This window comes from Arsukibacterium sp. UBA3155, from assembly GCA_002364615.1.
In the GTDB taxonomy this organism is placed as follows: Bacteria; Pseudomonadota; Gammaproteobacteria; order Enterobacterales; family Alteromonadaceae; genus Alishewanella.
This window is the reverse complement of record DEYP01000019.1, coordinates 186,818-209,765: the sequence shown is the minus strand read 5'-3', so window position 1 is coordinate 209,765 and position 22,948 is coordinate 186,818. Positions and strand designations below refer to the sequence as shown.

24 protein-coding genes are annotated in these 22,948 nt (G+C 48.4%); 7 read left to right on the top strand and 17 right to left on the bottom strand.

Annotated elements, in window-relative coordinates:
- Positions 1 to 15: 15 nt before the first annotated feature.
- From ilvD to ilvG, 3 genes are read right to left on the bottom strand one after another with little or no spacing between them, the layout of a single operon-like run.
- Positions 16 to 1,866, bottom strand: coding sequence for a dihydroxy-acid dehydratase (ilvD, locus tag B2X65_RS09305; protein ID WP_290612166.1), 1,851 nt, complete (start codon positions 1,864 to 1,866; stop codon positions 16 to 18).
- Positions 1,867 to 1,903: 37 nt separating this feature from the next.
- Positions 1,904 to 2,158: an acetolactate synthase 2 small subunit gene (gene ilvM / locus B2X65_RS09300; RefSeq protein ID WP_290612165.1), complete on the bottom strand. Its 255-nt coding sequence runs from the start codon at positions 2,156 to 2,158 to the stop codon at positions 1,904 to 1,906.
- Entirely contained in the window at positions 2,158 to 3,807 is a 1,650-nt protein-coding gene (ilvG, locus tag B2X65_RS09295) for an acetolactate synthase 2 catalytic subunit (RefSeq protein WP_290612164.1), read from the bottom strand. The genes ilvM and ilvG overlap by 1 nt, the downstream gene beginning before the upstream one ends.
- Positions 3,808 to 4,342: 535 nt before the next feature.
- Here ilvG and B2X65_RS09290 point away from each other — a divergent pair.
- Complete coding sequence (locus tag B2X65_RS09290; RefSeq protein ID WP_290612163.1) at positions 4,343 to 4,585, top strand: DUF1289 domain-containing protein; 243 nt, start codon at positions 4,343 to 4,345, stop codon at positions 4,583 to 4,585.
- A gap of 168 nt (positions 4,586 to 4,753) precedes the next feature.
- Here B2X65_RS09290 and B2X65_RS09285 read toward each other — a convergent pair whose 3' ends face one another.
- The 10 genes from B2X65_RS09285 to cysG all read right to left on the bottom strand — a co-directional run bounded on the left by B2X65_RS09285 (position 4,754) and on the right by cysG (position 13,261).
- Positions 4,754 to 4,996, bottom strand: a complete 243-nt coding sequence (locus B2X65_RS09285; protein ID WP_290612162.1) for a GlsB/YeaQ/YmgE family stress response membrane protein — start codon at positions 4,994 to 4,996, stop codon at positions 4,754 to 4,756.
- Positions 4,997 to 5,152: 156 nt separating this feature from the next.
- Positions 5,153 to 5,830: a GNA1162 family protein gene (locus tag B2X65_RS09280; protein ID WP_290612160.1), complete on the bottom strand. Its 678-nt coding sequence runs from the start codon at positions 5,828 to 5,830 to the stop codon at positions 5,153 to 5,155.
- A 1-nt stretch (position 5,831) separates the two neighbouring features.
- The gene (locus B2X65_RS09275; protein WP_290612159.1) at positions 5,832 to 6,188 is read right to left on the bottom strand and encodes a DUF4810 domain-containing protein; all 357 of its coding nucleotides are present in this window, start codon (positions 6,186 to 6,188) and stop codon (positions 5,832 to 5,834) included.
- Positions 6,185 to 6,508 (bottom strand): hypothetical protein, encoded by a 324-nt coding sequence (locus B2X65_RS09270; protein ID WP_290612157.1) that lies wholly within the window; start codon positions 6,506 to 6,508, stop codon positions 6,185 to 6,187. The genes B2X65_RS09275 and B2X65_RS09270 overlap by 4 nt, the downstream gene beginning before the upstream one ends.
- Positions 6,509 to 6,510: 2 nt before the next feature.
- Positions 6,511 to 7,458, bottom strand: a complete 948-nt coding sequence (locus tag B2X65_RS09265; RefSeq protein ID WP_290612155.1) for a CsgG/HfaB family protein — start codon at positions 7,456 to 7,458, stop codon at positions 6,511 to 6,513.
- A gap of 267 nt (positions 7,459 to 7,725) precedes the next feature.
- Positions 7,726 to 9,585 carry a DUF4105 domain-containing protein gene (locus B2X65_RS09260; RefSeq protein ID WP_290612154.1) on the bottom strand — a complete coding sequence of 620 codons (1,860 nt, stop codon included), beginning with the start codon at positions 9,583 to 9,585 and terminating at the stop codon, positions 7,726 to 7,728.
- A gap of 51 nt (positions 9,586 to 9,636) precedes the next feature.
- Positions 9,637 to 10,122 carry a DUF3015 family protein gene (locus B2X65_RS09255; protein WP_290612152.1) on the bottom strand — a complete coding sequence of 162 codons (486 nt, stop codon included), beginning with the start codon at positions 10,120 to 10,122 and terminating at the stop codon, positions 9,637 to 9,639.
- A 129-nt stretch (positions 10,123 to 10,251) separates the two neighbouring features.
- Entirely contained in the window at positions 10,252 to 10,947 is a 696-nt protein-coding gene (rsuA, locus tag B2X65_RS09250) for a 16S rRNA pseudouridine(516) synthase RsuA (protein WP_290612151.1), read from the bottom strand.
- A 50-nt stretch (positions 10,948 to 10,997) separates the two neighbouring features.
- Positions 10,998 to 11,771 carry a 3'(2'),5'-bisphosphate nucleotidase CysQ gene (cysQ, locus tag B2X65_RS09245; protein WP_290612150.1) on the bottom strand — a complete coding sequence of 258 codons (774 nt, stop codon included), beginning with the start codon at positions 11,769 to 11,771 and terminating at the stop codon, positions 10,998 to 11,000.
- A gap of 68 nt (positions 11,772 to 11,839) precedes the next feature.
- The gene (cysG, locus tag B2X65_RS09240) at positions 11,840 to 13,261 is read right to left on the bottom strand and encodes a siroheme synthase CysG (protein ID WP_290612148.1); all 1,422 of its coding nucleotides are present in this window, start codon (positions 13,259 to 13,261) and stop codon (positions 11,840 to 11,842) included.
- Positions 13,262 to 13,530: 269 nt separating this feature from the next.
- Here cysG and B2X65_RS09235 point away from each other — a divergent pair, with 269 nt between their 5' ends.
- The 6 genes from B2X65_RS09235 to B2X65_RS09210 all read left to right on the top strand — a co-directional run bounded on the left by B2X65_RS09235 (position 13,531) and on the right by B2X65_RS09210 (position 18,158).
- The gene (locus B2X65_RS09235; RefSeq protein ID WP_290612147.1) at positions 13,531 to 13,737 is read left to right on the top strand and encodes a hypothetical protein; all 207 of its coding nucleotides are present in this window, start codon (positions 13,531 to 13,533) and stop codon (positions 13,735 to 13,737) included.
- 6 nt (positions 13,738 to 13,743) lie between these two features.
- Entirely contained in the window at positions 13,744 to 15,483 is a 1,740-nt protein-coding gene (locus B2X65_RS09230) for a tetratricopeptide repeat-containing diguanylate cyclase (RefSeq protein ID WP_290612145.1), read from the top strand.
- Positions 15,473 to 16,288, top strand: a complete 816-nt coding sequence (locus tag B2X65_RS09225) for an SAM-dependent methyltransferase (RefSeq protein ID WP_290612144.1) — start codon at positions 15,473 to 15,475, stop codon at positions 16,286 to 16,288. Before B2X65_RS09230 ends, B2X65_RS09225 begins: the two co-directional genes overlap by 11 nt.
- A 75-nt stretch (positions 16,289 to 16,363) precedes the next feature.
- Positions 16,364 to 16,921, top strand: coding sequence for an RNA polymerase sigma factor (locus B2X65_RS09220; RefSeq protein ID WP_290612142.1), 558 nt, complete (start codon positions 16,364 to 16,366; stop codon positions 16,919 to 16,921).
- Positions 16,918 to 17,298 (top strand): hypothetical protein, encoded by a 381-nt coding sequence (locus B2X65_RS09215; RefSeq protein WP_290612141.1) that lies wholly within the window; start codon positions 16,918 to 16,920, stop codon positions 17,296 to 17,298. Before B2X65_RS09220 ends, B2X65_RS09215 begins: the two co-directional genes overlap by 4 nt.
- Positions 17,295 to 18,158 carry a PDZ domain-containing protein gene (locus tag B2X65_RS09210; protein WP_290612139.1) on the top strand — a complete coding sequence of 288 codons (864 nt, stop codon included), beginning with the start codon at positions 17,295 to 17,297 and terminating at the stop codon, positions 18,156 to 18,158. The genes B2X65_RS09215 and B2X65_RS09210 overlap by 4 nt, the downstream gene beginning before the upstream one ends.
- Positions 18,159 to 18,257: 99 nt before the next feature.
- Here the strand turns inward: B2X65_RS09210 and ahpF are convergent, their stop codons facing one another.
- The 4 genes from ahpF to B2X65_RS09190 form a co-directional block, all read right to left on the bottom strand.
- Entirely contained in the window at positions 18,258 to 19,802 is a 1,545-nt protein-coding gene (gene ahpF / locus B2X65_RS09205) for an alkyl hydroperoxide reductase subunit F (RefSeq protein ID WP_290612138.1), read from the bottom strand.
- Positions 19,803 to 20,016: 214 nt separating this feature from the next.
- Complete coding sequence (ahpC, locus tag B2X65_RS09200; protein WP_290612137.1) at positions 20,017 to 20,583, bottom strand: alkyl hydroperoxide reductase subunit C; 567 nt, start codon at positions 20,581 to 20,583, stop codon at positions 20,017 to 20,019.
- Between the two features lie 273 nt (positions 20,584 to 20,856).
- Positions 20,857 to 22,107 carry a mechanosensitive ion channel family protein gene (locus B2X65_RS09195; protein ID WP_290612135.1) on the bottom strand — a complete coding sequence of 417 codons (1,251 nt, stop codon included), beginning with the start codon at positions 22,105 to 22,107 and terminating at the stop codon, positions 20,857 to 20,859.
- Positions 22,108 to 22,188: 81 nt separating this feature from the next.
- Entirely contained in the window at positions 22,189 to 22,941 is a 753-nt protein-coding gene (locus B2X65_RS09190) for a phosphoadenylyl-sulfate reductase (protein WP_290612133.1), read from the bottom strand.
- Positions 22,942 to 22,948 lie beyond the last annotated feature (7 nt).

Sequence of the window (22,948 nt, the reverse complement as noted above, 5' to 3'; positions counted from 1 at the left end):
CAAAAAACCCGGCCGCTACTCTTCTAACTTCGAAATATCCCGCACAGCACCTTTATCAGCACTGCTGGCCAGCAAGGCATAGGCTTTTAAAGCGTTACTCACTACCCGCTGCCGATTCTCCGGCTTCCAGCCTTGCTTACCTTTCGCATCCATCTGGGCATGGCGCTTTGCCAGCTCTTCGTCGCTAATAGCGATACCGATTTTGCGCTGCGGAATATCAATTTCTATTTTGTCGCCTTCCTGCACCAGGGCGATAGCGCCGCCACTGGCCGCTTCCGGTGACACATGGCCTATCGACAAGCCCGAGGTGCCGCCGGAAAAGCGGCCATCAGTGATCAAAGCACAGGCTTTACCTAACCCCATCGATTTTAAGTAACTGGTCGGGTAAAGCATTTCCTGCATACCCGGGCCGCCTTTCGGGCCCTCGTAGCGAATAATTACTGCATCGCCGGCGACCACCTTGCCTTTTAAAATGGCCTCTACCGCCTCATCCTGGCTTTCAAACACGCGGGCACGACCGGTAAATACCAGGTTCTCCGGCTCTACCCCGGCTGTTTTGACAATACAGCCCTGTGGTGCCAGATTACCAAACAGCACCGCCAGGCCGCCGTCTTGTGAATAAGCATGTTCTTTACTGCGGATACAGCCTGCCACTCTGTCATCATCGACCGATGGGTAGCGACAGTTTTGCGAAAACGCCTGGGTAGTACGGATACCGGCGGGGCCTGCCGCATAAAAATCCTGCACCTGTTTTGACGGGCTGGCTTTTAAATCCCACTGCTCCAGCACTGCGCCAAGCGAACTGCCAGCAACATGCGGCGTATTGGGGTTTAACAAGCCCGCCCGGTTCAGCTCGGCCAAAATACCAATAACCCCACCGGCACGATGGACATCTTCCATATGGTATTTCTGGGTAGAGGGTGCCACTTTGCACAAATGCGGCACAATGCGCGATAAACGATCGATATCGGCCATGGTAAAATCGACTTCAGCTTCAATAGCGGCGGCCAGTAAATGCAGCACGGTGTTGGTCGAGCCGCCCATGGCGATATCCAGCATCATGGCGTTTTCAAAAGCGGTTTTATTGCCGATGCTGCGCGGCAAGGCACTGGCATCATCATTTTTATACCAGCGGTTACACAGATCCATAATCCGAAAGCCGGCCTGGACAAACAACTCTTTGCGATCAGCATGGGTAGCCAGCAGCGAGCCATTGCCCGGTTGGCCTAAACCCAGGGCTTCTACTAAACAGTTCATCGAGTTGGCGGTAAACATGCCTGAGCAACTACCACAAGTCGGGCAAGCGCTACGCTCAATTTGTTCGCTATCGGCATCGCTTACTTTCGGATCGGCCGCCGACACCATGGCATCGACTAAATCCAGCTTGATAATTTGATCGGATAACTTGGTTTTGCCGGCTTCCATTGGTCCGCCGGAAATAAAGATGGCCGGCACGTTTAAACGCATGGCGGCCATTAGCATGCCCGGGGTAATTTTGTCGCAGTTAGAAATACAGACCATGGCGTCAGCACAATGGGCATTGACCATATACTCGACTGAATCGGCAATCAGTTCGCGTGAAGGCAGGCTATACAACATACCGCCATGACCCATAGCGATGCCATCATCTACGGCAATGGTATTAAACTCTTTGGCGATACCGCCGGCCTCTTCGATGCTTTTGGCCACCAGTTTGCCTAAATCTCTAAGGTGCACATGACCAGGCACAAACTCACAAAATGAGTTCACCACCGCAATAATGGGCTTGCCAAAATCGGTGTCTTTAACCCCAGTGGCTCGCCACAGCGCGCGGGCTCCTGCCATATTGCGGCCTTCGGTAACAGTGGCGGATCTTAACTTTGGCATCAGGTACTCCGTTAGTAATAATTAATATGGTATTAGCTTAGGCGCGCAGCGCAGCGATGTCGGCGCTGACCAGTTTTAAGTCGCGCACGTCGTATAATTTATGCAGCTGACTGGTCAGTAAATGAATAGGCTTGTCACTGCATACGGTTAACGTAACGCTCAGGCCGGCGCAGTCAGTTAACGGTTCCAGCTGCAAGCCGGCTAACTGGTAACCACGATAGCGGGTAACTTGCAGTAAACGTTCAACCACGCTGGCTTCATTATTGGTGGTGATGGTCAGGGTGTGGTTCATTAGTTGCTCTCCATGATCATATCTTCATTTGCGGCACCCGGCGGTACTAATGGCCAGACGTTGTCTTTTTCATCAATTCTTACATGCAGTAAATAGGGCCCCGGCCAGGTAAACATGGCTTCCAGCGCACCCTCAACTTCATCCTTACGGGTAATGCAGTGGCCGGGTATGGCAAAGGCAGCAGCCAGCGCAACAAAATCCGGGTTGTCTGATAAGTCTGTTTCGCTGTAGCGCTCATCAAAAAACAGCTGTTGCCATTGCTTTACCATGCCCAGACGCTGGTTATCGACAATGACGATTTTTACCGGCAAGCGGAACCGCTTAATGGTACCCAGCTCCTGCACGTTCATCATAAAAGAGCCATCGCCCGATACGGCGATAACGGTATCTTGTGGTCGGGCTAACTTGGCACCGATTGCTGCCGGCAGGCCAAAGCCCATGGTGCCTAAGCCACCGCTGGATAAATGATTACGCGGGTGACTAAAGCGCATATGCTGTGCCACCCACATCTGATGCTGCCCCACATCGCAGCACACCACGCTGTTATCCGGCATCCGCTCACTTAACTGCTTTAACATTAACGGCGCATATATCCGCTCGCCCGGGTGGTCGTAACGCCAGCCATGTTGCTGCTTTAAACTGCTGCAATGCGCTAACCACTCCTGGCAATTGGTCTTACTGGCTATGGCCGGCAGAATTTGCCGCATATCGCCCAAAAACGATACCTGAGCAAAGCGCACTTTATTGATTTCCGCCGGGTCGATATCGACATGGATCACTTTGGCGTTAGGTGCGAATTTTTGCAGGTTGCCTGTTACCCGGTCATCAAAACGGGCGCCTAAACAAATTAATAAATCGCACTGCTGCACCGCTAAATTAGCAGCCTGGGTACCATGCATGCCCAGCATACCCAAATAATGTGGGTTGTCTTTCGCCACCGAACCCATGCCCTTTAAGGTAGTAACAGAAGGCATTGGACACGTTGCTAAAAAATCCTGCAGCTGAGGCATGGCACCCGCCATATGCACGCCGCCACCGATATAGGCCATTGGCTTTTTGGCGTTAGCTATCAGCTGACGGGCCTGCGCGCTTTGCGCCAACGAGGTATTGATTGCCTGCTGCGCGGGTTTAGCGGCAAATTCATGAACGCTAACCTCTGCCAGCTGCACATCTTTGGGTATGTCTACCAATACCGGACCAGGCCGGCCGCTGCGGGCAATAGCAAAAGCATCGGTTAAGGTCGACGCCAGTTCATCAACGCTGCGTACCATAAAGCTGTGCTTGGTGACGCTTAAACTTAAGCCCAGCACATCAATTTCCTGAAAAGCATCAGTTCCCATAACCGCCTGGGATACCTGACCGGTAATCGCCACCAGCGGCACCGAATCGAGCATGGCGTCGGCCAGCGAGGTAATCAAGTTAGTCGCACCAGGGCCGGAGGTCGCTAAACACACCCCAACCTTGCCAGAGCTGCGGGCATAACCGATGGCCGAGAACGCCCCCCCTTGCTCGTGCCGGCACAAGTAGTGTTTCACCGGACTGGAATAGATTGCATCGTAAATTGGCATAATAGCGCCGCCGGGATAACCAAAAATGGTATCTACCCCATGCTGCTGCAACACCTGTAATACCAACTCTGCGCCTTTCATCTGTAACCTCTGTTGCTAATATTTTTTAAAAGCCCTGAAACGACAAAACCCCCGGTCCTTGCGGAGCGGGGGTTTTGTTGGATTTCGCCTTAAGCTACTTTATTTTTCCAAAACACCGCCCCCGCGGAGATTAATAATCACCACGACCACGAGGACAATAATGTTCAGAACAGCAGCTAAACGCATAATATGATTCTTACTTATTTACTTGGTTGAATTCGTTTTTATTTTGAGCGCCACATTGCAGCGCTATTACCTACTACAAATAGCCGTCTATCAGTCTGAAGTCAACCGATTTTTCTGATCTTCTTAAAAAAATCTAATATGCCGCATGCTTAAAACCGGTTTGCCCACGACAACACGCCGTAAATACATCCCTGTAGGCTCGATTCGGCCATCCCGGCCTGCAACGGTTGTCTTAGGGTAAACCGGTTTACGTTGACGATTTAAAAGTTAATCTAAGAGGTTACGTATTTGCACCTTTGGCCTGCCACAACGTACACTTAAGATATTCATCAGTCAGGGCGGTCGCTTTGTGGATCAGCTGGAGCTATTCGACATCCCAAACCCGTGCATCGGGGTGTGCCAGAGCAATAATCGAGGTTATTGCCTGGGGTGCCTGCGCTCGCGTGACGAACGCTTTAACTGGCACCAGAAGCCCGCTGCCGAACGGGCGCATATTCTGAAACTGCTAAGCCAACGCCGGGCCAGGCTGAATGCCAAAACAAGAAAAGATCAGGACTTGCCAGAGCAAGGTGAATCACTGGATTTGTTCTGAATCTTAATCAGCGCGCATTAGAACCCCGAACTGGGCGCCACAGAGTGTCTGAGCCCTGCCGAAGGCGTTAGGGCGAGTTGCTGTGGCGAGCCAGCGCGGGCGTTGTAACGATCAGCGCTGATGGACTCGCTGCGCTAAAATAGTTCTGCTGGCAGTTAAAAGCTGTGGCTAACTTTTTTTAATTAAACTCACTACATAAATCAGCACTATCGCACCGACGGTCGCGGTAACCAGCGAGCCAATAAAACCAAATGACGCCAGGCCAATTAAGCGAAACAAAAAACCGCCGACAAAAGCACCAACAATACCCACCAGCATATTGCCTAACAAGCCAAAGCCTTTACCTTTCATAATATTGCCGGCAATCCAGCCCGCCAGGGCACCGATAATTAAAAAAGCGATAAAATTCATAGTAATCCCTTAATCGTTATATGCTGAACTAGCATGGAATGAGCATAGACCAGCTTTTTCAGATAAAAAAGCCGGCTGCTGTAGCCGGCTTTAACTGTGCGGTTTATGACATGCTAAAATAACCCAGGAGCCACATCGGGTTAGCGTTAGCGTATGTTAACCTTTGGTTTGCGTACTCAAATTTTTATTCACTGCTTTTTCCAGGCCATCCTTGCCATGTTTGGCATTGTATCTTCCGGCTGGCAGGGTATTCACCACTGTCGCATTAACGATACGTGCTACCGGCACGTAGTCGGTTAACGCCGTCGTGATCGCCGTAGCGATGATGTCAGCAATAAGATTTCCGCTATTGCCTGACGTGTTGTGAACGATAATGTTGTTATAATTCCACAACACTTCATTAGTAGTTGTTGACACTAAATTGAACTCTGCTCCAACCGTAACATTACCACCGGTAACATAGTAGTTAGTGTCCCACTGATTAATGGTAACAAATAAAACGGCATCGGCATCGAATAATTGTTTAAACTTTATGGCGTTAACGTCCTGCAATTGAGCGCCGTCGGTAATACCTTCACTATTTAATATAAAATTAGTGAGTGGCAGCGGCATTACATAATAGCCTGCTTCTGCAATGGGTTGCGCTATGGTAGTAGAATATAAATCCGGGGCATCAGCGGCAGTAGAATTATTAATAGCCGGAACCACCAGTATTGATAATGGGTTTTCCTGATACACCTTCGGAAAAGCTTCCTGCTTTGTGATCATAGGTGATGCGCAACCTGCCAAAATCAGGGTTACTGCGCTCAGAAGTACAACACGTCCTAAATTCATGTTACACATCCTTATTCATCGAGCTGATCATCATATCAACTATTTTAGTGGATTCAGGAAACAACTCTTTTTCTTTGCCAAAGTACTGCAGTGCCAGGTCAACATTGCGCGCTTCCGCTTCCAGCATGGCAAGTTCAGCATAAATACCCGGCGGGATCTTTTTATTTTTCTGTTGCGCGTTAGTGACAATATTCAACAAACTCGCTTTATGCTTAGCGAGTGTTTCATCTGTTGGCGTATTTTTTAATTTATAGGCTGAATCAGAATAATCACCCCAATAATATATTGAGTTTGTGGCCTGGCATGCCGTCAGACCTAATGCCACGACGATAATGGCTGCTTTTTTTATCAGGTTCATGGAATTCTCACTTCAAAAGTATTGCCATTAGAAACATAGATTTTACGCTTGACCACAGTGGTGTTATTGCGCAGTACTTCTACAGTATGGGAGCCGGTAGGCAGATCAAACTTCGCTACCTTTTCACCATTAAGTTTAAAGGTATTCACCTCACCACTATCAAGCATGATGGGTTGCTGGTCGTTAATAATTAATACAGTGTTAGAAAAGTCACCGGCCAGCTGCAAATACGCTTTATCATCTACCTGAGTTGACGAGCTGTAGCCAGCACTACAAGCAGATAGCATAAATACAAATGTAATCAATAAGATATTTTTCATTTTTACGCTTTTCCTTTTTCACGAACTACCAGCTTCTGTAACTCAAGCTCAGCAATATTGCCGGTAACCAGCTGGCAAATCGACAGCTCATTCTCGCCCTCACCAACGAAACCGATAACTTTCACCGTAGCAACGGTACTGCCTGGCAGAGTAATAAGAAAACCGGTTTGCGGATTTTTAATTTGCTCTCCAGCCGTTTGTACTTCAAACGTATCGTTTAGACTAATGCCCTGAGATTTACCACCGGTCATCAGGTAATTAGAACCTTGCTGACTAATTAAATAAGCTTGCCAGGGGGCATCCAGCAAGTTCTCTGCAATGTTACTTACCAGCTTAGAAATTGCGGCAGACAATGCTTTATCGTTTATCGCGGTGTCATAGGCGGCTCTTTCTCCAATGCCGACCACAGTGTTCGCTTCTACCCGGGCTTCGCCGGTGGCTTCTTCGGAATACAACACCTGGCCTGTTTTAGTATTAACTAACCTGACATTGACGGTCGCCGTTGCACTCTGAATCCGGTTGCGGCTAAATACGCCAACTTCACTGGTGCTGGAGCGGCCAAACTCAGATACTGAGCCAACAATAAGGTAATCTGAACCTACTGCCTGCACCGCATTGCCCGCAAAATTTTGCTCGGCAATAACCTTGTCTAAGTCAGCACGCTCTAACATAATAAATTTGTTGGTTTCAGTTAAGCGCGCAGCAAGAATGTCAGACGCTTGCTTCCCTAAACGATCTGCATTCTGGTCAACCAGAAAGGCGTTTCCACGCTTGGTTTCATCCGAAAAACGAGCAATGGCTACCACCCGCTTTAACGACATGGCCTCTGGTTGAGCCAGAGTTTTGCTGATGACAGGTTTAGTATCTGGGACTTTATTGACCGTTTCGCGAGTAGCAGATGTGCATGCAGTAAGTGCAATCAGCAGTACAGGTATTATTATTTTTTTCATGAGGTCCTCATTATGACCAGCACATACAAAGCTGCCAACAAGCGGGGCTAGCGTTCCATGCCGACCATCATATTCAACTACACACAATAGTTATTGTGCAACACGCAAAAAATTTCAGGTTGATGTAAAAACAACCTGAAATTTTGTTAGCGCAACTTTACCGGAATAAATAATCTTTTAGAAGAAGGGAGCAAAATAAATTTTGTAGGGTTTACAGGCTACTTGAATAAGCTAGTTGAGTTTGGTCAGTTATCGTAATCCTCAAGCTTACCAATAGCGACTATAAGCCAAAGTAAACTCTGTTGCTTGCTGGCGCTGAATACCAAAACGAATATCCCAGTTAGGCTGAGCGCCCAACCTATGCTGCCATGTATACCAATTGAAGTGGCGGCCATCTGCGTCAAAATGGTACCTCCTGCCAACCTCAACTTGCATACGCCACCAAGGAGCAATGTCCGCCAACATGCCCAGCCTTGGCTGAATAGATACCATACCACTATTTGCAGTATTGGAATGTATGCTGCCATCTAGCAATGCATAGGTAAGAACGCCCGGCCGCCACAATCGGGCTTTACCGATACCGGCATTTAACTGCGATGCCTGGCAATTGTCGCAGGCCAAATGCTGTGGCGCATATGCCAGGTTCAATTTCCATGCATAACCACCATCGCCAGGCAGTCCAGTTGCACTCAGGTTCATATTTTCAATATTTAGTAGTTCAAATCGCTGTACACGCAACCCGTCATCATAGCGCAACGTCAGGTCGAACATTGACAGAGCGCTATATGCTGCACGCCCGGTGTCTGAAGTCAGTAAATCATAATAGGTTGCCCGGAACCGTATCTGCGCTACATTGTTATCGGCCTTAACGCCACTAAGCTGAAACATAGAAGGCAGTGTACCGCGATGCGGCGGCGCAAAGTCAGAGGGTTTTGTGTCACGGGTCGTTGACGCCGGCAGTCTTAATCTCGCCTGCAACAACCGTTGCTTAGCCGACTCAGAGAATAGGGGCTGTTTATTGATGCGCAGAAACTCCAGATAATCAAATAGCATTTCAAGCGATGCACTTTGCTGCGCGGCAGTAAGTTGGTTATATCCAGCAACGTCAACTGAAAAATCAGCATCAATAATCGTCTTAATAATCTGACGCTGAGCATCGTTAAGTTCGGTGTAACGTCGATGAAAGCGCTGCTGTCGCGATGGATGATGAATGATGTCGCCGACAATGGCTCGGTTATCCTGTTTCGCCTGAGCCAAACGATGGAATACGGTAATGGGCATTGCCCAGGGTTGGTGTTTACTAATCAACTCAGTATCAATAACCAACTCTAACAACTCCGCCATACGATAAGCGCAATTTTGCTGTAGAAAAAAATACTGATAGTCTCGCCCTATTAACTCCCAGGCATGGAAAACCAACTTTTGGACCTGTTCTGGTGTTAACTCTAGTTTATATTCCCACAGATCTCTTAGTTCAGCCTCACCATATGTCAGTACATTTTTGTAAAATAAACCATGCGAAAAAACCGCATCATACCCACCAAATAAACCTTTAACGATGTAAACAAGCGGATTCTCTGCATCGGGCACCGCCGCACCAAAGTTAAGGCTTTGTTGTTGAAGAATGCTTTTGTTTGTGTTGCTACTATTCAGTTTTAACAGGATATGGCCATAAAAAGAAGCCGGATTACCAAGGTATCCACTGGCGAAAACTGCACTGACCGAGTTTATCTGTTGTTGATCAGTCCACTTATCAAACAGGGGACAGCTTATAGGCGGTGCTCCAACCAGCAACTCCGGGACTTGCTGTTTTAACCAATGATACCGGGCTATAAAGCGGCATTGCGCATGACTGTTTACGTCGTCTTCAGATGGCTTGATAAGTTGATCCAATGTTGCCAGCAACTCTGCCATGGGATCGGTAGCACCATTTGTAGCCAGAAAAAATCCAGTATCAATAATTTCGCTTTCAGATTTATCAACCGGAAAGTGCAACAGGGCTCGCCAATAAGCCGAGTTGGCTACTTTATGTAACGTGTCAGCAGGCTCAGCTATAACAGCATTACTGGTAAACAGTAAAAGTAAGAGTATAAATTTACGGGTTAAAAACCACATAACTGCAGCCATATTAAAGAAAACCCGCTTTTAGGCGGGTTTGCAAATACTAACTAAAGCAAATTAGATAACCTGGCACTGAGCAAAGAACTGGCCTGAAGTTTTACCTTCTAGTTGTAGATAATATGCTTCAGCTTTAGCGTTGTTATCTGCCGCAGAAAGATCTAACTCTGAACGCACAGCACTAATAATGGCTTGATGCGCAGACACTTCACAACCCATAATATTTAACATAGCTGTCAGATTTTCACCCTGACCGATTACTGTTTCTTCTTCAATATTAATGATGCTGTCATTAATAAATTGAGCAGCAGCAACGTTAACACCTTCACAAGAATCTTGTGAACTTATGTTAGAAGATACAGCAGTAGTACCTAAATCCCAGATAATATTAGAGATAGCAGCTGCAGCACCGTTATCATCAAAAATCATTGCACCAATACCACATTGTTTCCATGGGTTTACTTTTTGCTGAGCTTGCGCAGCTGGTATTACCGCAACTAACGACACCACAACAGCTGAAACCGCAGCAACTAACGATAACTTCATACAATCTCCATATTTTTTATTATTTAATGCAACTCAAGTTGCTATCAGAAATTAGTTTAGAAAATGGAAAAACTCAACAAATTTTTACCTACTTTGAAAAATCATTTCAGCAAAGCGAACCGGCAATTATTACTTTGTTAATTTTAACATCTCAGCTTCAGTAAGCGCCCGATACTCACCCTCTGCCAAATCTGCCGGTAACTGCAAACCACCGATTTTTTCCCTGTGTAGTTGCTCTACTTTATTGCCAATAGCCGCGAACATCCGTTTTACCTGGTGGTAACGGCCTTCATGAATAGTCAGCAGCGCTTCGCGCTCGGCCACTAATTCCAGTTCCGCCGGCAAGGTCGGGTCTTTTTCGCCGCGTAGCATTACGCCCTCGGCAAACAGGCTGGCGGCATCATCACTTATCGGGTCGGCAGTCCATACCCGGTAGGTTTTGGCAATATGATGCTTGGGGGAGCTAATGCGATGCGACCACTTGCCATCATCGGTTAGCAGTAATAAACCGGTAGTGTCTAAATCAAGGCGGCCAACGGTATGCAGGCGTTCAACTAAGGGCTCATCCAGTAAGTTAAACACAATGGGGTGTTCGGGGTCGTCATTGGCGCAGAGAAACCCGGCCGGTTTGTGCAGCATGATGTAACGTAAACCAATAATGGCCAGCGGCTGGCCGTCCATCACCACTGAATCGCTGTCGCTTACCTGCACTGCCGCCTGTTTCACCACTTCGCCATTAATACTGACCAGCTTTTGGCGGATCACTTTGCCGGCCTGGCTGCGGGTCAGGCCGGTACAATCACAAATATATTTATCTAAACGCATAGCACTAGTCACCTGTAAATTAGGTGGCTAGTGTACCGCACTGACGCGGATTAGTCGCGTAGCGCTGATACCATAAAATTCGGATTCAGTAGTTGCTCGCGCTGATATACCTTGCTGCTGATACCATCAAAGCTGACGGTGGCGCCGGCTTCAGTGGCAACAATATGGCCGGCACCGGTATCCCAGGCCATAGTGGGGCCAAAACGCGGGTACACATCGGCGCTACCATCGGCGACTAAACAAAACTTTAATGAGCTGCCAACCGGCACCATTTCATGCGCCTTAAACCGGGCCAGGTAGCCTGCTAAATCGGGGCTGGGATGACTGCGGCTGCCCACCACTTTTACCAGCTGTTTACTGCTGGCTTTATTCGCCTGAATTGAGCTAATGCTGGCTTGCTGCTTTAAAAAAGCCCCTTCACCTTTGGCAGCATAATAGGTTTTCTCCAGTACCGGTGCATGTACTACGCCCAATACCGGTTCGCCGTTGTCTATCAGCGCAATATTTACGGTGAACTCGCCATTACGTTTTATAAATTCTTTGGTGCCATCCAGCGGGTCCACCAGCCAGTAGCGCTGCCAGTTTTTACGGATTTCCCAGCTAATGTCGGCCGCTTCTTCCGATAAAATAGGTATGTCTGGGGTAAGTCTGGCAAGCTCAGCGACAATCAGCCGATGCGCCGCTAAATCAGCTGCCGTCAGCGGTGAGTCGTCGCTTTTAGCGCTAATATTAAAATCGGCCTGGCCGCGGCCATAAATAACCAGAATGGCCTCGCCCGCCTGTTCGGCAATCTTAATAATGGCTGGTAATAAGGTTGCGGTCATGGTGTCGTCCTTGAAAGGTTTGAGAGAGTAGTTGCTGCAATATATTTTGTGCTGCGAGTGTATCAGAATTAACGCAGCCGGGTTAACGGCTGGGCAAATACTGCAGGCTGTGGCCGCTTACCAAACCAATGCAACTGCTGCTGTAAACTAACGACTTCGCCAATGATCAACAGCGCCGGTGATTGTACCTGCTCGCTGCTAACCTTCGCCGACAGCTGACTTAGTTGTGTGGTGATAATACGCTGCTCCAGCCGGCTGCCATTTTCAATGATCGCTACCGGGGTAGCAGCCGAGCGCCCTGCGCTGATCAGCTGCTGCTGAATATGGTCGGCTTTCATCAAGCCCATGTAAATGACTACCGTCTGATTAGCCTTACTCATGCTGCGCCAGTCAGGCTCGCTGCCATCGGGCCGGCAATGACCAGTAACAAACTGGACGCTTTGCGCATGGTCACGATGGGTTAACGGAATGCCCGCATAAGCAGCACAGCCAGCTGCGGCAGTGACTCCCGGCACTACCTGAAAGGCAATATTGTGCGGCAGCAATGCCTGAATCTCTTCGCCGCCGCGGCCAAAAATAAAGGGGTCGCCGCCTTTTAAGCGGCACACTTTTTTGCCGGAAAGGGCTAAATCAATCAATATCTGGTTGGTATCCTGCTGCGCCACCGAATGCGAACCGGCTTTTTTACCCACACAGATCAGCTCGGCATCGCGGCGCACCAACTGCATAATTTCGGGCGAAACCAGATAGTCATATACCACCACATCGGCTTGCTGCATTAACTGTAATGCTTTTAAGGTTAACAGCTCCGGATCGCCGGGGCCGGCGCCTACTACATACACTTCACCGTCCAGCTGCTGCGGCTCGGCCAGCAACTCAGTAAGCCGCCGTTCTGCCTGCGGCAGCTGATTAGCCTGCACCTCGCGCACCACATCAGAATTAAATACTTTTTCCCAGAACTGGCGCCGGGCGGCAAAGCCTTTAATTTTCGCTTTTACCTGATCCCGAAAACGACCAACAAGTTGCGCCAGTGGCCCTAAATGTTGGGGTAACAAGGTTTCCAGCTTTTCGCGTAAACGCCTGGCCAGCACCGGAGCGGTGCCAAAACTGGATATAGCAATAATAATTGGGTTACGGTCAATAATAGACGGGAAAATAAAACCGCATTTGGGCTGATCATCCACGGTGTTTACCAGCATATTGCGTTCAGTCGCGGCATCAAATACTGCAGCGTTAACGTTATCGTTGTCGGTCGCAGCAATGACCAGTAATTTACCGTCGAGCAACTCCTCGCTGAAATAACCGTGAACAAGCTCGGCTTTGCCCTGCCGCTGCCACTCGATAAATTCCGGAGCAAACTCAGGCGATACCACATATAACCTGGCGCCGGCACTTAGCAGGGTGCCGGCTTTACGCAGCGCCACCGAACCACCACCGACAATCAGCACTGGTTTATCGGTTAATTTCACAAATAAGGGAAGATATTGCACGGCCGCTCCGCAAGCTGAAATCGTCAGCTGATATTAGTGCTTAGCATAGCGCTGCAAGCCTATTTCGCAAAATAGCTTATAACGCTCAGATATAACCAAACGGAATTAATGGCAAGCCACTTATGCAAAAGTTTCAATAATGGGTTGTTGTTAGCAAGTGTTATTTGACTTACATTAGAGTGCAAAATAGCAGCAGTAGCGGCCGTTACCAGTAACAACGGGCTGACAATGCTCAATAATAACCAGCGCAGCAATTAACAGGATGTACTATGTCGACGTTAAGCCAGTTTATTAGTGATTTAGCCACCAACCCAAAACTGCAACAGGAATATCAGCAAGACCCTGCCACCGCCATGCAAAAATATGGCCTTCAGAGCCATGAAATTGACGCGGTAGTGGCGGGCGATAAAGCCAAAGTTGAGCAGTTAACAGGACATCCGGTGCAGCCTGTTACTTTTATCTTCCCGGCAAAGTGATACGCGATGCAACGGACAGGATGGGTGTATATACCGCTGATATTGGTGTTAGCGGCGTTTTCTGCTCTCAGTGCAGCTGACACTTTTCAACCACAGCTGGACAAGGCAGAAGCATTACGCACTCAGTCACCAACCCAAACCGCTGACATCGTTGCTCAGCTGGAGTTGGATTACCAGGCTCTGACTCCTTATCAGAAAGAGCAATTTACCTTTCTCAAAGCCTATATCTATGCATTTAAGGGCGAACAGGAAAATGCGATTAGCTGGGCTGCTAAGATAGCAGATAGTGAATACCCGGAAATCACCCTTAAAGCCAACTTGTTGCTGGCAACAGTTTATGAGCACAGAAAGGATTTCAGTAAGGCATACTCGTTCTTGTTTGATGCGCTAAAAGCAGGCAACTATCTGAACAGCGAGCCTCTACAGGTTAGTTTGTATACTGTTGCGACCCAATTACATATCAGTGCCAATGTTTACGACAAAGCCCTGGAATATGCGTCTAATATCGTCGATGTTGCCAGATCTCCGCGCAGCTATTGTGTTGGCTATGCATTACAATTGCATGCAACAATAAAGTTAAAGCAAACGTACACAAATGAAGCATTTAAAACAGCGCAACAAGCCTGCATCACAGCAAACGAGCCATTATTACTGCACACCCTTAGCCTGTACATCGCTGAAATTGATTTAGATAAAATGCCGGCTCAGGTTAAAACTGACATGCTGTCAGTAATGCCTGAACTTAAAAAAACCGGCTATTTGTATTCAGTTATTCAGGCCGAATTTTTCCTGGGGTCGGCTGAGTTACATCTGCAGAACTATGCAGCAGCAGAGGCATTACTGGAAAAGGTTTATCAGCAAACAATAGCGTTAAATGATACGAAAACCGCCAATAAAGCGATGCTGCTACTAGCACAAACACATGAAAAAGCAGGAAATACCGCAGCTGCTGTTAAAGCATATAGCCAACATTCTGTAGCGCTGATTCGTTATATTGATGAGTTTAAAAAACGCAGCGTCGCCTACCATCTGGCACAGGCTGACTTTATGGAAAGCGAAAATAAACTCGCGCTATTAGAGAGTACGAATGAGTTGCTGCAACTCGAAAGTAAGTTACAACAGGAACAAAAACTAAAAGCTCTGATGTTTGCTGTCGCTTTGTTGGCATTGTTACTGCTGGTAATTTATGTTCTCAATAGCAAAAGAGTGGCCCTGAACCGGCTGGCCACCACCGATTTTTTAACCCGCTTATTTAACCGCCGCTATTTTAACGAAACGGTTAGCAGACATCTCGCCAACCGTCGTCAGCAGGGCGAGTACAGCCTGATCATGTTTGATATCGATTTATTTAAACAAATTAATGATCAATACGGCCATGCCGCCGGTGATAAAGTATTAAGTACCATTGCCCAGTGTTGCCAGGTATTGATTCGGCAGCAGGATATTTTAGCGCGGGTGGGCGGTGAAGAGTTTGCCTTGTTTTTACCGGGTTGTGCCCTCGCCGACGCAAAAGAAATTGCCGAGCAATGCCGGCAGAGCCTGGAGCAACTTGATATTGAGGTTGATGACCGGATCATTCAAATCACTGCCAGTTTCGGGGTGGCCACCAGCAGTAGCGCAGATTTTGACAATTTATTAAAGCAAGCTGACGATGCGTTATATCAGGCCAAAACCGGTGGCCGCAACCGGATTGTGGTTTATCAGCCGACCGATAGCAGCGGCAACCAGGGCAACGATGTTAGTTGAGCAACCCCGTGGCAGCTTGATGTGTCTGGGGTTAGGCATTACCCTCGGCAGCCAGTTGACCATTCTGGCCCGCGAGCAGCTGGCGGTAGCCGACGTGGTGTTTTTTCACAGCAATAGTCATTATCTTGCCGGTTTTTTACAGCAAATAAACCCCAACTTAGTTGATTTACAACCATTTTATCAGGCCGGTCAGTCACGGCTTGAAAGCTATCAGGCCATGATGGATGCCGTAATTGCAGCGGTAACTACCGGCAACAATGTTGTCTGGGCCTGTTACGGCCACCCCGGCATCGCCAGCTGGCCACCGCATGAAGCCATACGTCAGCTAAAAGCCCTGGGCTACCAGGCGCAAATGGCAGCCGGCATTGGCGCCGACGCCTGCCTATATGCCGACCTGGGCATAGACCCAATGGCAGAAGGCTGTCAGCAATTTGAAGCCAGCCAGTTTATGTTTTATCAACATACCGTTGATGTCAGTGGGTATTTACTGCTGTGGCAGGTGGCTATAGCAGGGGATTTCAGCTTAGCCAGACTGGAGAGCGACAGCCGTTATATTCAAATTCTGGTGCAGCACCTGCAGCAATGGTACCCGCCGGATCATCAGATTATTTTATATGAAGCCGCCGACTTACCTATTTGGCAACACCGGGCCGATACCATAGCTTTAACTTCACTACCTCAGGCCACACTAAACCAAATCACCACCCTGGTGATCCCGCCTCTGCACGCCAAAAAAATTAACCACAACATGCTGGACCAACTCGGCGTACCGGCCGATCATCCGTTACGGCAAAAAGCCGGTTAACCTAAAAATGTCAGTTCCCATGTCACACTTTTTGGCGCTATTACGTCTTATTATTAAACAACACAAGGATACCCGGTGTCAGCAAACGGATTTGGTAGACCAATAGCGCCTGAGATTATTAGAGCAGCCCAGCGCGGCCAGCCAGACGCTTTAAAGCGGTTTTATAGTCACTTTGCTGATCCGGTGCTCCGTCTATGTATTGGCATGCTGGGTTCTGCCGAAGATGGTCGCGACCTGACTCAGGATATTTTTATCAAAGCATTCGACTGTCTGGCAGATATTAAACAGCCATTGGCGGTAGGCGGCTGGCTAAAACAACTTAGCGTCAGGTTAGCGCTGGATACGTTGCGTCGACGCAACCGGCAACAGCTGCTGAGCGATGACGGAAGCGACAATATTAGTGATCAAAGCTGGAACAGCGCCATAGACTCGCTAACCCGGCTGGATGATGTTGAACGCATTATGGCGGTACTGCCTGAACAGCAGCGGGTATTGGTGTGGTTGTATGCCGTAGAGGGTTACAGCCACCAGCAACTGGCCGAATTGCTGCAACTATCTGAGCAAAATGTCCGCCAGCAATACCGGCGGGCCTTACTGAAATTAGCAACTCAACTTAAGCAGGACGAATCATGAGTAAGCAACAGCAATTCAGTGAGCTGCTGGGTCAGCGCTTAACAGCGGCTCATCAGGAAACTGCTGACGACTTAATGTGGCAGCAGCTGCAGCAACGTCTAAGTAATAAACGCGGGAAATCTGCGTTCTGGCTAAGCAGCGCCGCTAGTCTGGCGATGATAGGCGTAATAGGTGGCATGCTGTATAGCAACCAGCCCGAACCCGCGCAAGTTGCGATAGACCAACCACAAACAAGCCCTGTCAGTAACTTCCGGTTAGAGCAGCTGGATGCGGCAATTCAGCAATCTATTCTGCTTAACGATTACGAGCAGGTAGAACGTTTAATTGTGCAGCGTCAACACTTTAATGAACCTCAACCACGGACTTATACTCTATGAACCTTACAAAAGTTTCGCGGCTTGGCATCACTGTAGCAGCACTTTGGACAATCGGCGTAGCTGCGCAGCAACACACACCTTCGCAGGATATTATTGATGCCGTGCAAGCAGCAATAGTAACATCAGGTAAATCAGCGGAAGATGGCCCACTGATCATTGAACAGCCCGCCCGTAACTATTATCACTTTGGCGCGGTGATGAACCGGCAACATATAGTACTGGCGGTAACCCCGGATTCTGATGCTGACAAAGCAGGGGTTGTGGTAGGCGACAAACTATTACAGATTAATAATGCTGCCGTTAATTCAACCAGCCTTGAAGATGTACTGGCCTTGCTAAACGATTTTGAAGAAGGTAAACCTTTTAGTGTCTGGGTAAACCGCGCAGGCAAAGCAATTAAGTTACACAGCACGGTGACCCGGCGTACCATCCCAGGCTGGCGCTTAGAGATAAACCCAGCACCACAAAACACAACAACCAATATTAACCAGACCACGGGCTGTAGTTTTATTTCCGTATTCTTTTCACCGCCCCCCAGCATGGAAATTTTTCCGGCTACCATCAGAATGGTTGGCGAAACTGACTTCCGGGATCAGCCTTTTCGCAATACTGATGTGATCAAAATCGCTGCAGGGAAGCAAAAAATAGAGTTACTGGAGCACATACCTTTAGGTCGGTTCAGAAGAAACCCGGCCGATATTCGTAGCAGACACTTTACCCAACCACTGGAACTAAATCTGGAACCCAATAAGGTCTATCATCTGGCCAGTCGCTATATTACAGATATTGAAGAACGTACGGACCCTGCACAATATTGGGAGCCGCTGGTGTGGAAAGTAGAAGACCGTCAGTGCGAGTAAAAAAAAGCGGCAACCAAAGTTGCCGCCAAAGAGGGATGAGAGAGGTATCCCGTTTTGCGAAAGTGTCGCCGATACCGGCTATTGAGGCCGGCTCAGATATTAATGGCGGATCAGATAGTCAAACGCACCCAGCGAGGCATTAGCGCCGGCACCCATGGCAATAATAATTTGCTTAAAGGGTACGGTAGTGGCGTCACCGGCGGCAAACACGCCAGGTACTGAAGTCTGGCCACGCTCGTCGACAATAATTTCACCGCGTGGCGATAATTCCAGCGCGCCGCGCAACCATTCAGTATTCGGTACCAGGCCAATCTGGACAAAAATACCCGCCAGTTCAACATGATGCGACTCACCAGTTTTCCGGTCGGTATAATTAATGCCGTTGACCCGCTTACCATCACCGGTCACTTCAGTACTTTGCGCTTCGGTAATAATGGTAATGTTGCCCATTGAATTGGCTTTTTTCACCAGTACCGCATCGGCGCGCAGCGTGGCGGCAAATTCCAATACGGTAACATGCTCAACAATACCGGCCAGGTCGATAGCCGCTTCAATGCCCGAGTTACCGCCACCAATCACCGCTACTTTTTTGCCTTTAAATAACGGACCGTCGCAGTGCGGGCAATAGGCCACGCCTTTACCACGATATTCCTGCTCACCCGGTACATTCATTTCTCTCCAGCGCGCACCCGGCGCCAGAATTAACGTTTTGCTTTTTAATACTGCGCCATTAGCCAGTTCCAGCTCAACCTTATCGGCCTTGCTTAGTTTGACCGCGCGTTGGTTATTCATAATATCCACCTCATATTCCCGCACATGGGCTTCTAAGGCATTCACCAGCTTCGGGCCTTCGGTGTATTTTACCGAGATAAAGTTTTCAATACCGACGGTGTCAGCCACCTGGCCACCGAACCGCTCGGCTAAAATACCGGTATTCAGGCCTTTACGGGCGGCATACACGGCAGCTGAGGCTCCGGCCGGACCACCGCCTACTACTAACACGTCGAAATCCGCTTTATTTTTCAGCGCTTGCGCCTGGCGTTTTTCGGCGTTAACGTCGATTTTCTGGATAATTTTCTCCAGAGTAATGGCACCCTGAGAAAATAACTCGCCGTTTAAGAACACGGATGGCACGGCCATCACGTTGCGTGTTGCAACTTCGTCCTGGAACATTGCACCGTCAATCATTACGTTAGTAATGTTCGGGTTGACGGCTGACATAATATTCAGCGCCTGCACCACTTCCGGACAGGTCTGGCAGCTTAACGAAATATAGGTTTCAAAGGCAAAACTGCCAGGTAACTGGCGAATTTGCTCAATGGTATCTGCCTCAACCTTAATTGGGTGGCCACCTGAGTGCAGCAGAGCCAGCACTAAGGAAGTAAATTCATGGCCCAGTGGCACACCGGCAAAGGTAATATGGGTGTCTTTGGCTACCGAGCGCACCAGCATGGCAGGCTTGCGCTCCATAGCGGTGTCGTCGCGGCGCAACGACACTAAATCTGACAGTTCGGCAATTTCGGTTGCCAGTTGTTTTACTTCGTTGGCTTTGGCGCTATCGTCTAAAGATACCACCAGCTCAACTTCCGTTTTCAGGTTCTGCAGGTAAGTTTTAAGTGTTTGCTTCAGGTTAGTATCTAACATAAAAACTCCAGAAAAAAATAAGACGATAAAAAATCAGCGTAACAAAGCCTCAGCCTGAATTTGCAGGCCGTCAGCATAATATTCGGGATAAACCGGGCAGACACTGCCTGCCCGGTTACCAAACCGTAGTCTGGCAGAGGGAAGCTGAGCTACAGCTTCTTAAGAGGGGCTGTGATCAGTTCCCGCTGCAGTAAACTGCAGGGTGTTGCACTGCTTAGATTTTACCAACCAGGTCCAGTGAAGGCGCTAATGTCGCTTCGCCCGGAGTCCATTTAGCCGGACATACTTCGCCGTCATGGTTAGCCACATACTGGGCAGCCTGTACTTTACGGAACAGTTCAGCAGCAGAGCGGCCGATACCTAAGTCGTGAATTTCAGCGACTTTGATTTCGCCTTCAGGGTTAATTACGAAGGTACCACGTAGTGCTAAGCCGTCTTCTTCAATCATTACGCCAAAGTTGCGGGTAATGGCACCGGTTGGGTCGCCGATCATTGGGTAATTGATTTTTTTGATGGTCTCAGACGCATCGTGCCACGCTTTGTGAGTGAAGTGGGTGTCAGTTGATACTGAATACACTTCAACACCAATTTCCTGAAACTTTGCGTAGAAATCGGCTAAATCACCTAATTCAGTTGGGCATACGAACGTGAAGTCAGCAGGGTAAAAACATACTACTGCCCACTTTCCCGCTAAATCCTGCTCTGTTACCGGAACAAATTTGCCCTGATGAAATGCAGTGGCTTTGAATGGCTTAATCTTAGTATTGATAATTGAAGACATAGTCTTGCTCCTTTTCGTTAGTAATGTAAGTTATTACTATGTGTTAGTAGTAACAGTTCGTAAATTTCTGCGTTCTCAATAGGGGCTATATTACCCAGCCAGCTTAAACTTTTAAAACGAATTAAATTAATAGTATTAATCGCTTTTATGAATTAGAGGCGAGTGACGCTGCTATTATCGCGGTTTTTTATATCAGTTGCGTGACAAACCAGTGCTAGAGATGAGGACAGGGCGCTGATTTCTCAAGCGCCCGGTAACTGTTTTTGCTTAAGGCTAGTCGTTAGCCTGGCTTAACTTAATGGCCCGGATATCCATACCACTGGGGTGCTGATACACCCTTAAGCCAAATTCCGGTAAAATCGCCAGCAAATGATCAAAAATATCGGATTGAATACCCTCATACGCCTGCCAGGCGGTGGTATTGGTAAAGCAGTACACTTCAAGGGGCAGGCCATTTGAGCCCGGCTCAAGTTGACGGGCCATTAATGTCATCTTTTGATGCACGCCGGGATGGCTGGCTAAATAACGTTGCACGTAAGCCCGGAAGGTACCAATGTTGGTGATGCGTCGGGTATTTACCGGCTCTTTACCTTGCTCGGCAAGCTCACTGTTCCAGCTTTCAATTTCCTGCTGTTTTTCGGCCAGATAATCCTGCAACAGGCTAAAACGATTTAACCGTTTGCGCTCGTCGCTATCTAAAAAGTGGACGCTTTGCTGGTCGAGCATCAGGCTGCGTTTAATGCGGCGCCCACCCGATTGCTGCATGCCGCGCCAGTTTTTAAAAGCATCGGTCATAAAACGGCGGGTTGGGATGGTGGTAATGGTTTTATCAAAGTTTTGTATTTTGACCGTATGCAGCGCGATATCAATCACGTCACCGTCAGCATTGAGCTGCGGCATTTCAACCCAGTCGCCTACCCGGATCACGTCGTTCGAGGAAATCTGTACGCTGGCCACTAAAGATAAAATGGTGTCCTGAAATATCAACATCAGCACGGCTGCCATGGCACCAAGGCCCGATAGCAAAATTAGTGGTGAGCGATCTATCAGCGCAGCAATCATCAGAATGATGGCAACGGTGTAGACCAGAATTTTTATGACTTGCACATAGCCTTTTATCGGCTTAGTTTTGGCCTCTGGTCGCTCTTCATACACCCGGTTAACCAACGTCAGGATATTAGCAATGGCCAGAGCGATTGTCAGGATGACAAAGGCGTTGCAAACATTAACCACAATGGTGGCTACGGTTTCTGACACGCCCTCAATCAGGGTGATACCCTTTGAAATTATCAACGCCGGAACAATATTGGCAAGCCGGGCGACAAAAGCGGAATGCTGGATAACCTGATGCTGGCCATAGGCACTGGCGCGCAAGGCTCTGAAAATGCCGCGGATCAATACTTTTTTGACGACATAGTTACTGAGCCATGCCACCAGCAGCAACAGGCCAATACTCAGCCAAAAACTGGCATCGGGGTGTTGCTCCAGCCAGCCCTGGATAACGCTGAAATCGTAATCCAACATATAGTTAACCATTCCCGGTTAATAACGATTTAAAGATAGCCGCTATTATGCCCCGTTAAGTCACTTTTGCAACCCGTCAGACTAGATGCCATCGCCATCCATATGCAGGCCGCACTCGCGGCCAAAGCCATTAAAACGGGTATCTTCTTCGCTCATGCCCGGCTCAAATTTAACCGTGGAATGGGTGTCACCTACCGACAAGTAACCCTGCTCCCATAACGGGTGATACGGCAGGTTATGTTGCTTTAAGTAGTAAAATACGTCTTTGTTACTCCAGTCGATAATGGGCTGAATTTTCACCACGCCCCGATTTATTTCAACTATCGCTTTGTCTGCCCGGGTACTGCTCTGGCTGCGGCGTAAGCCGGTAAACCAGCTGCCAGCGTTTAATTCACGCAGGGCCCGCTGCATCGGCTCGACTTTATTTAACTGATTGTATTGCTTAGTGCCCTCGGCGGTTAACCACTGCTCGCCATAGCGCGCCAGTTGCCAGTTGGCCGACAGTGAAGCCCGGTACACTTGTAAATTCAAGCGAAGCAGCTCGGTAAGCTGATCAATAAACTGGTAGGTTTCCGGAAATAAATAGCCGGTATCGGTTAATACTACTGGTATATCTGGCTGCTGCACCGTAATTAAATGCAGCATGACCGCGGCCTGAATACCAAAGCTTGAGCTTAGGATCGGCTGTGCCGGTAAGTTAGCCAGCGCCCAGTGTACCCGCTCACTGGCACTCATCGGGCTCAGCAGATTATTAATGTGTGTCAGCCAGGCTTGCTGGGTAGCGCTATCCTGCTGCAAAATCTGCCGATAGTCAGTTTCGACACTTTTGTACATGCTATTT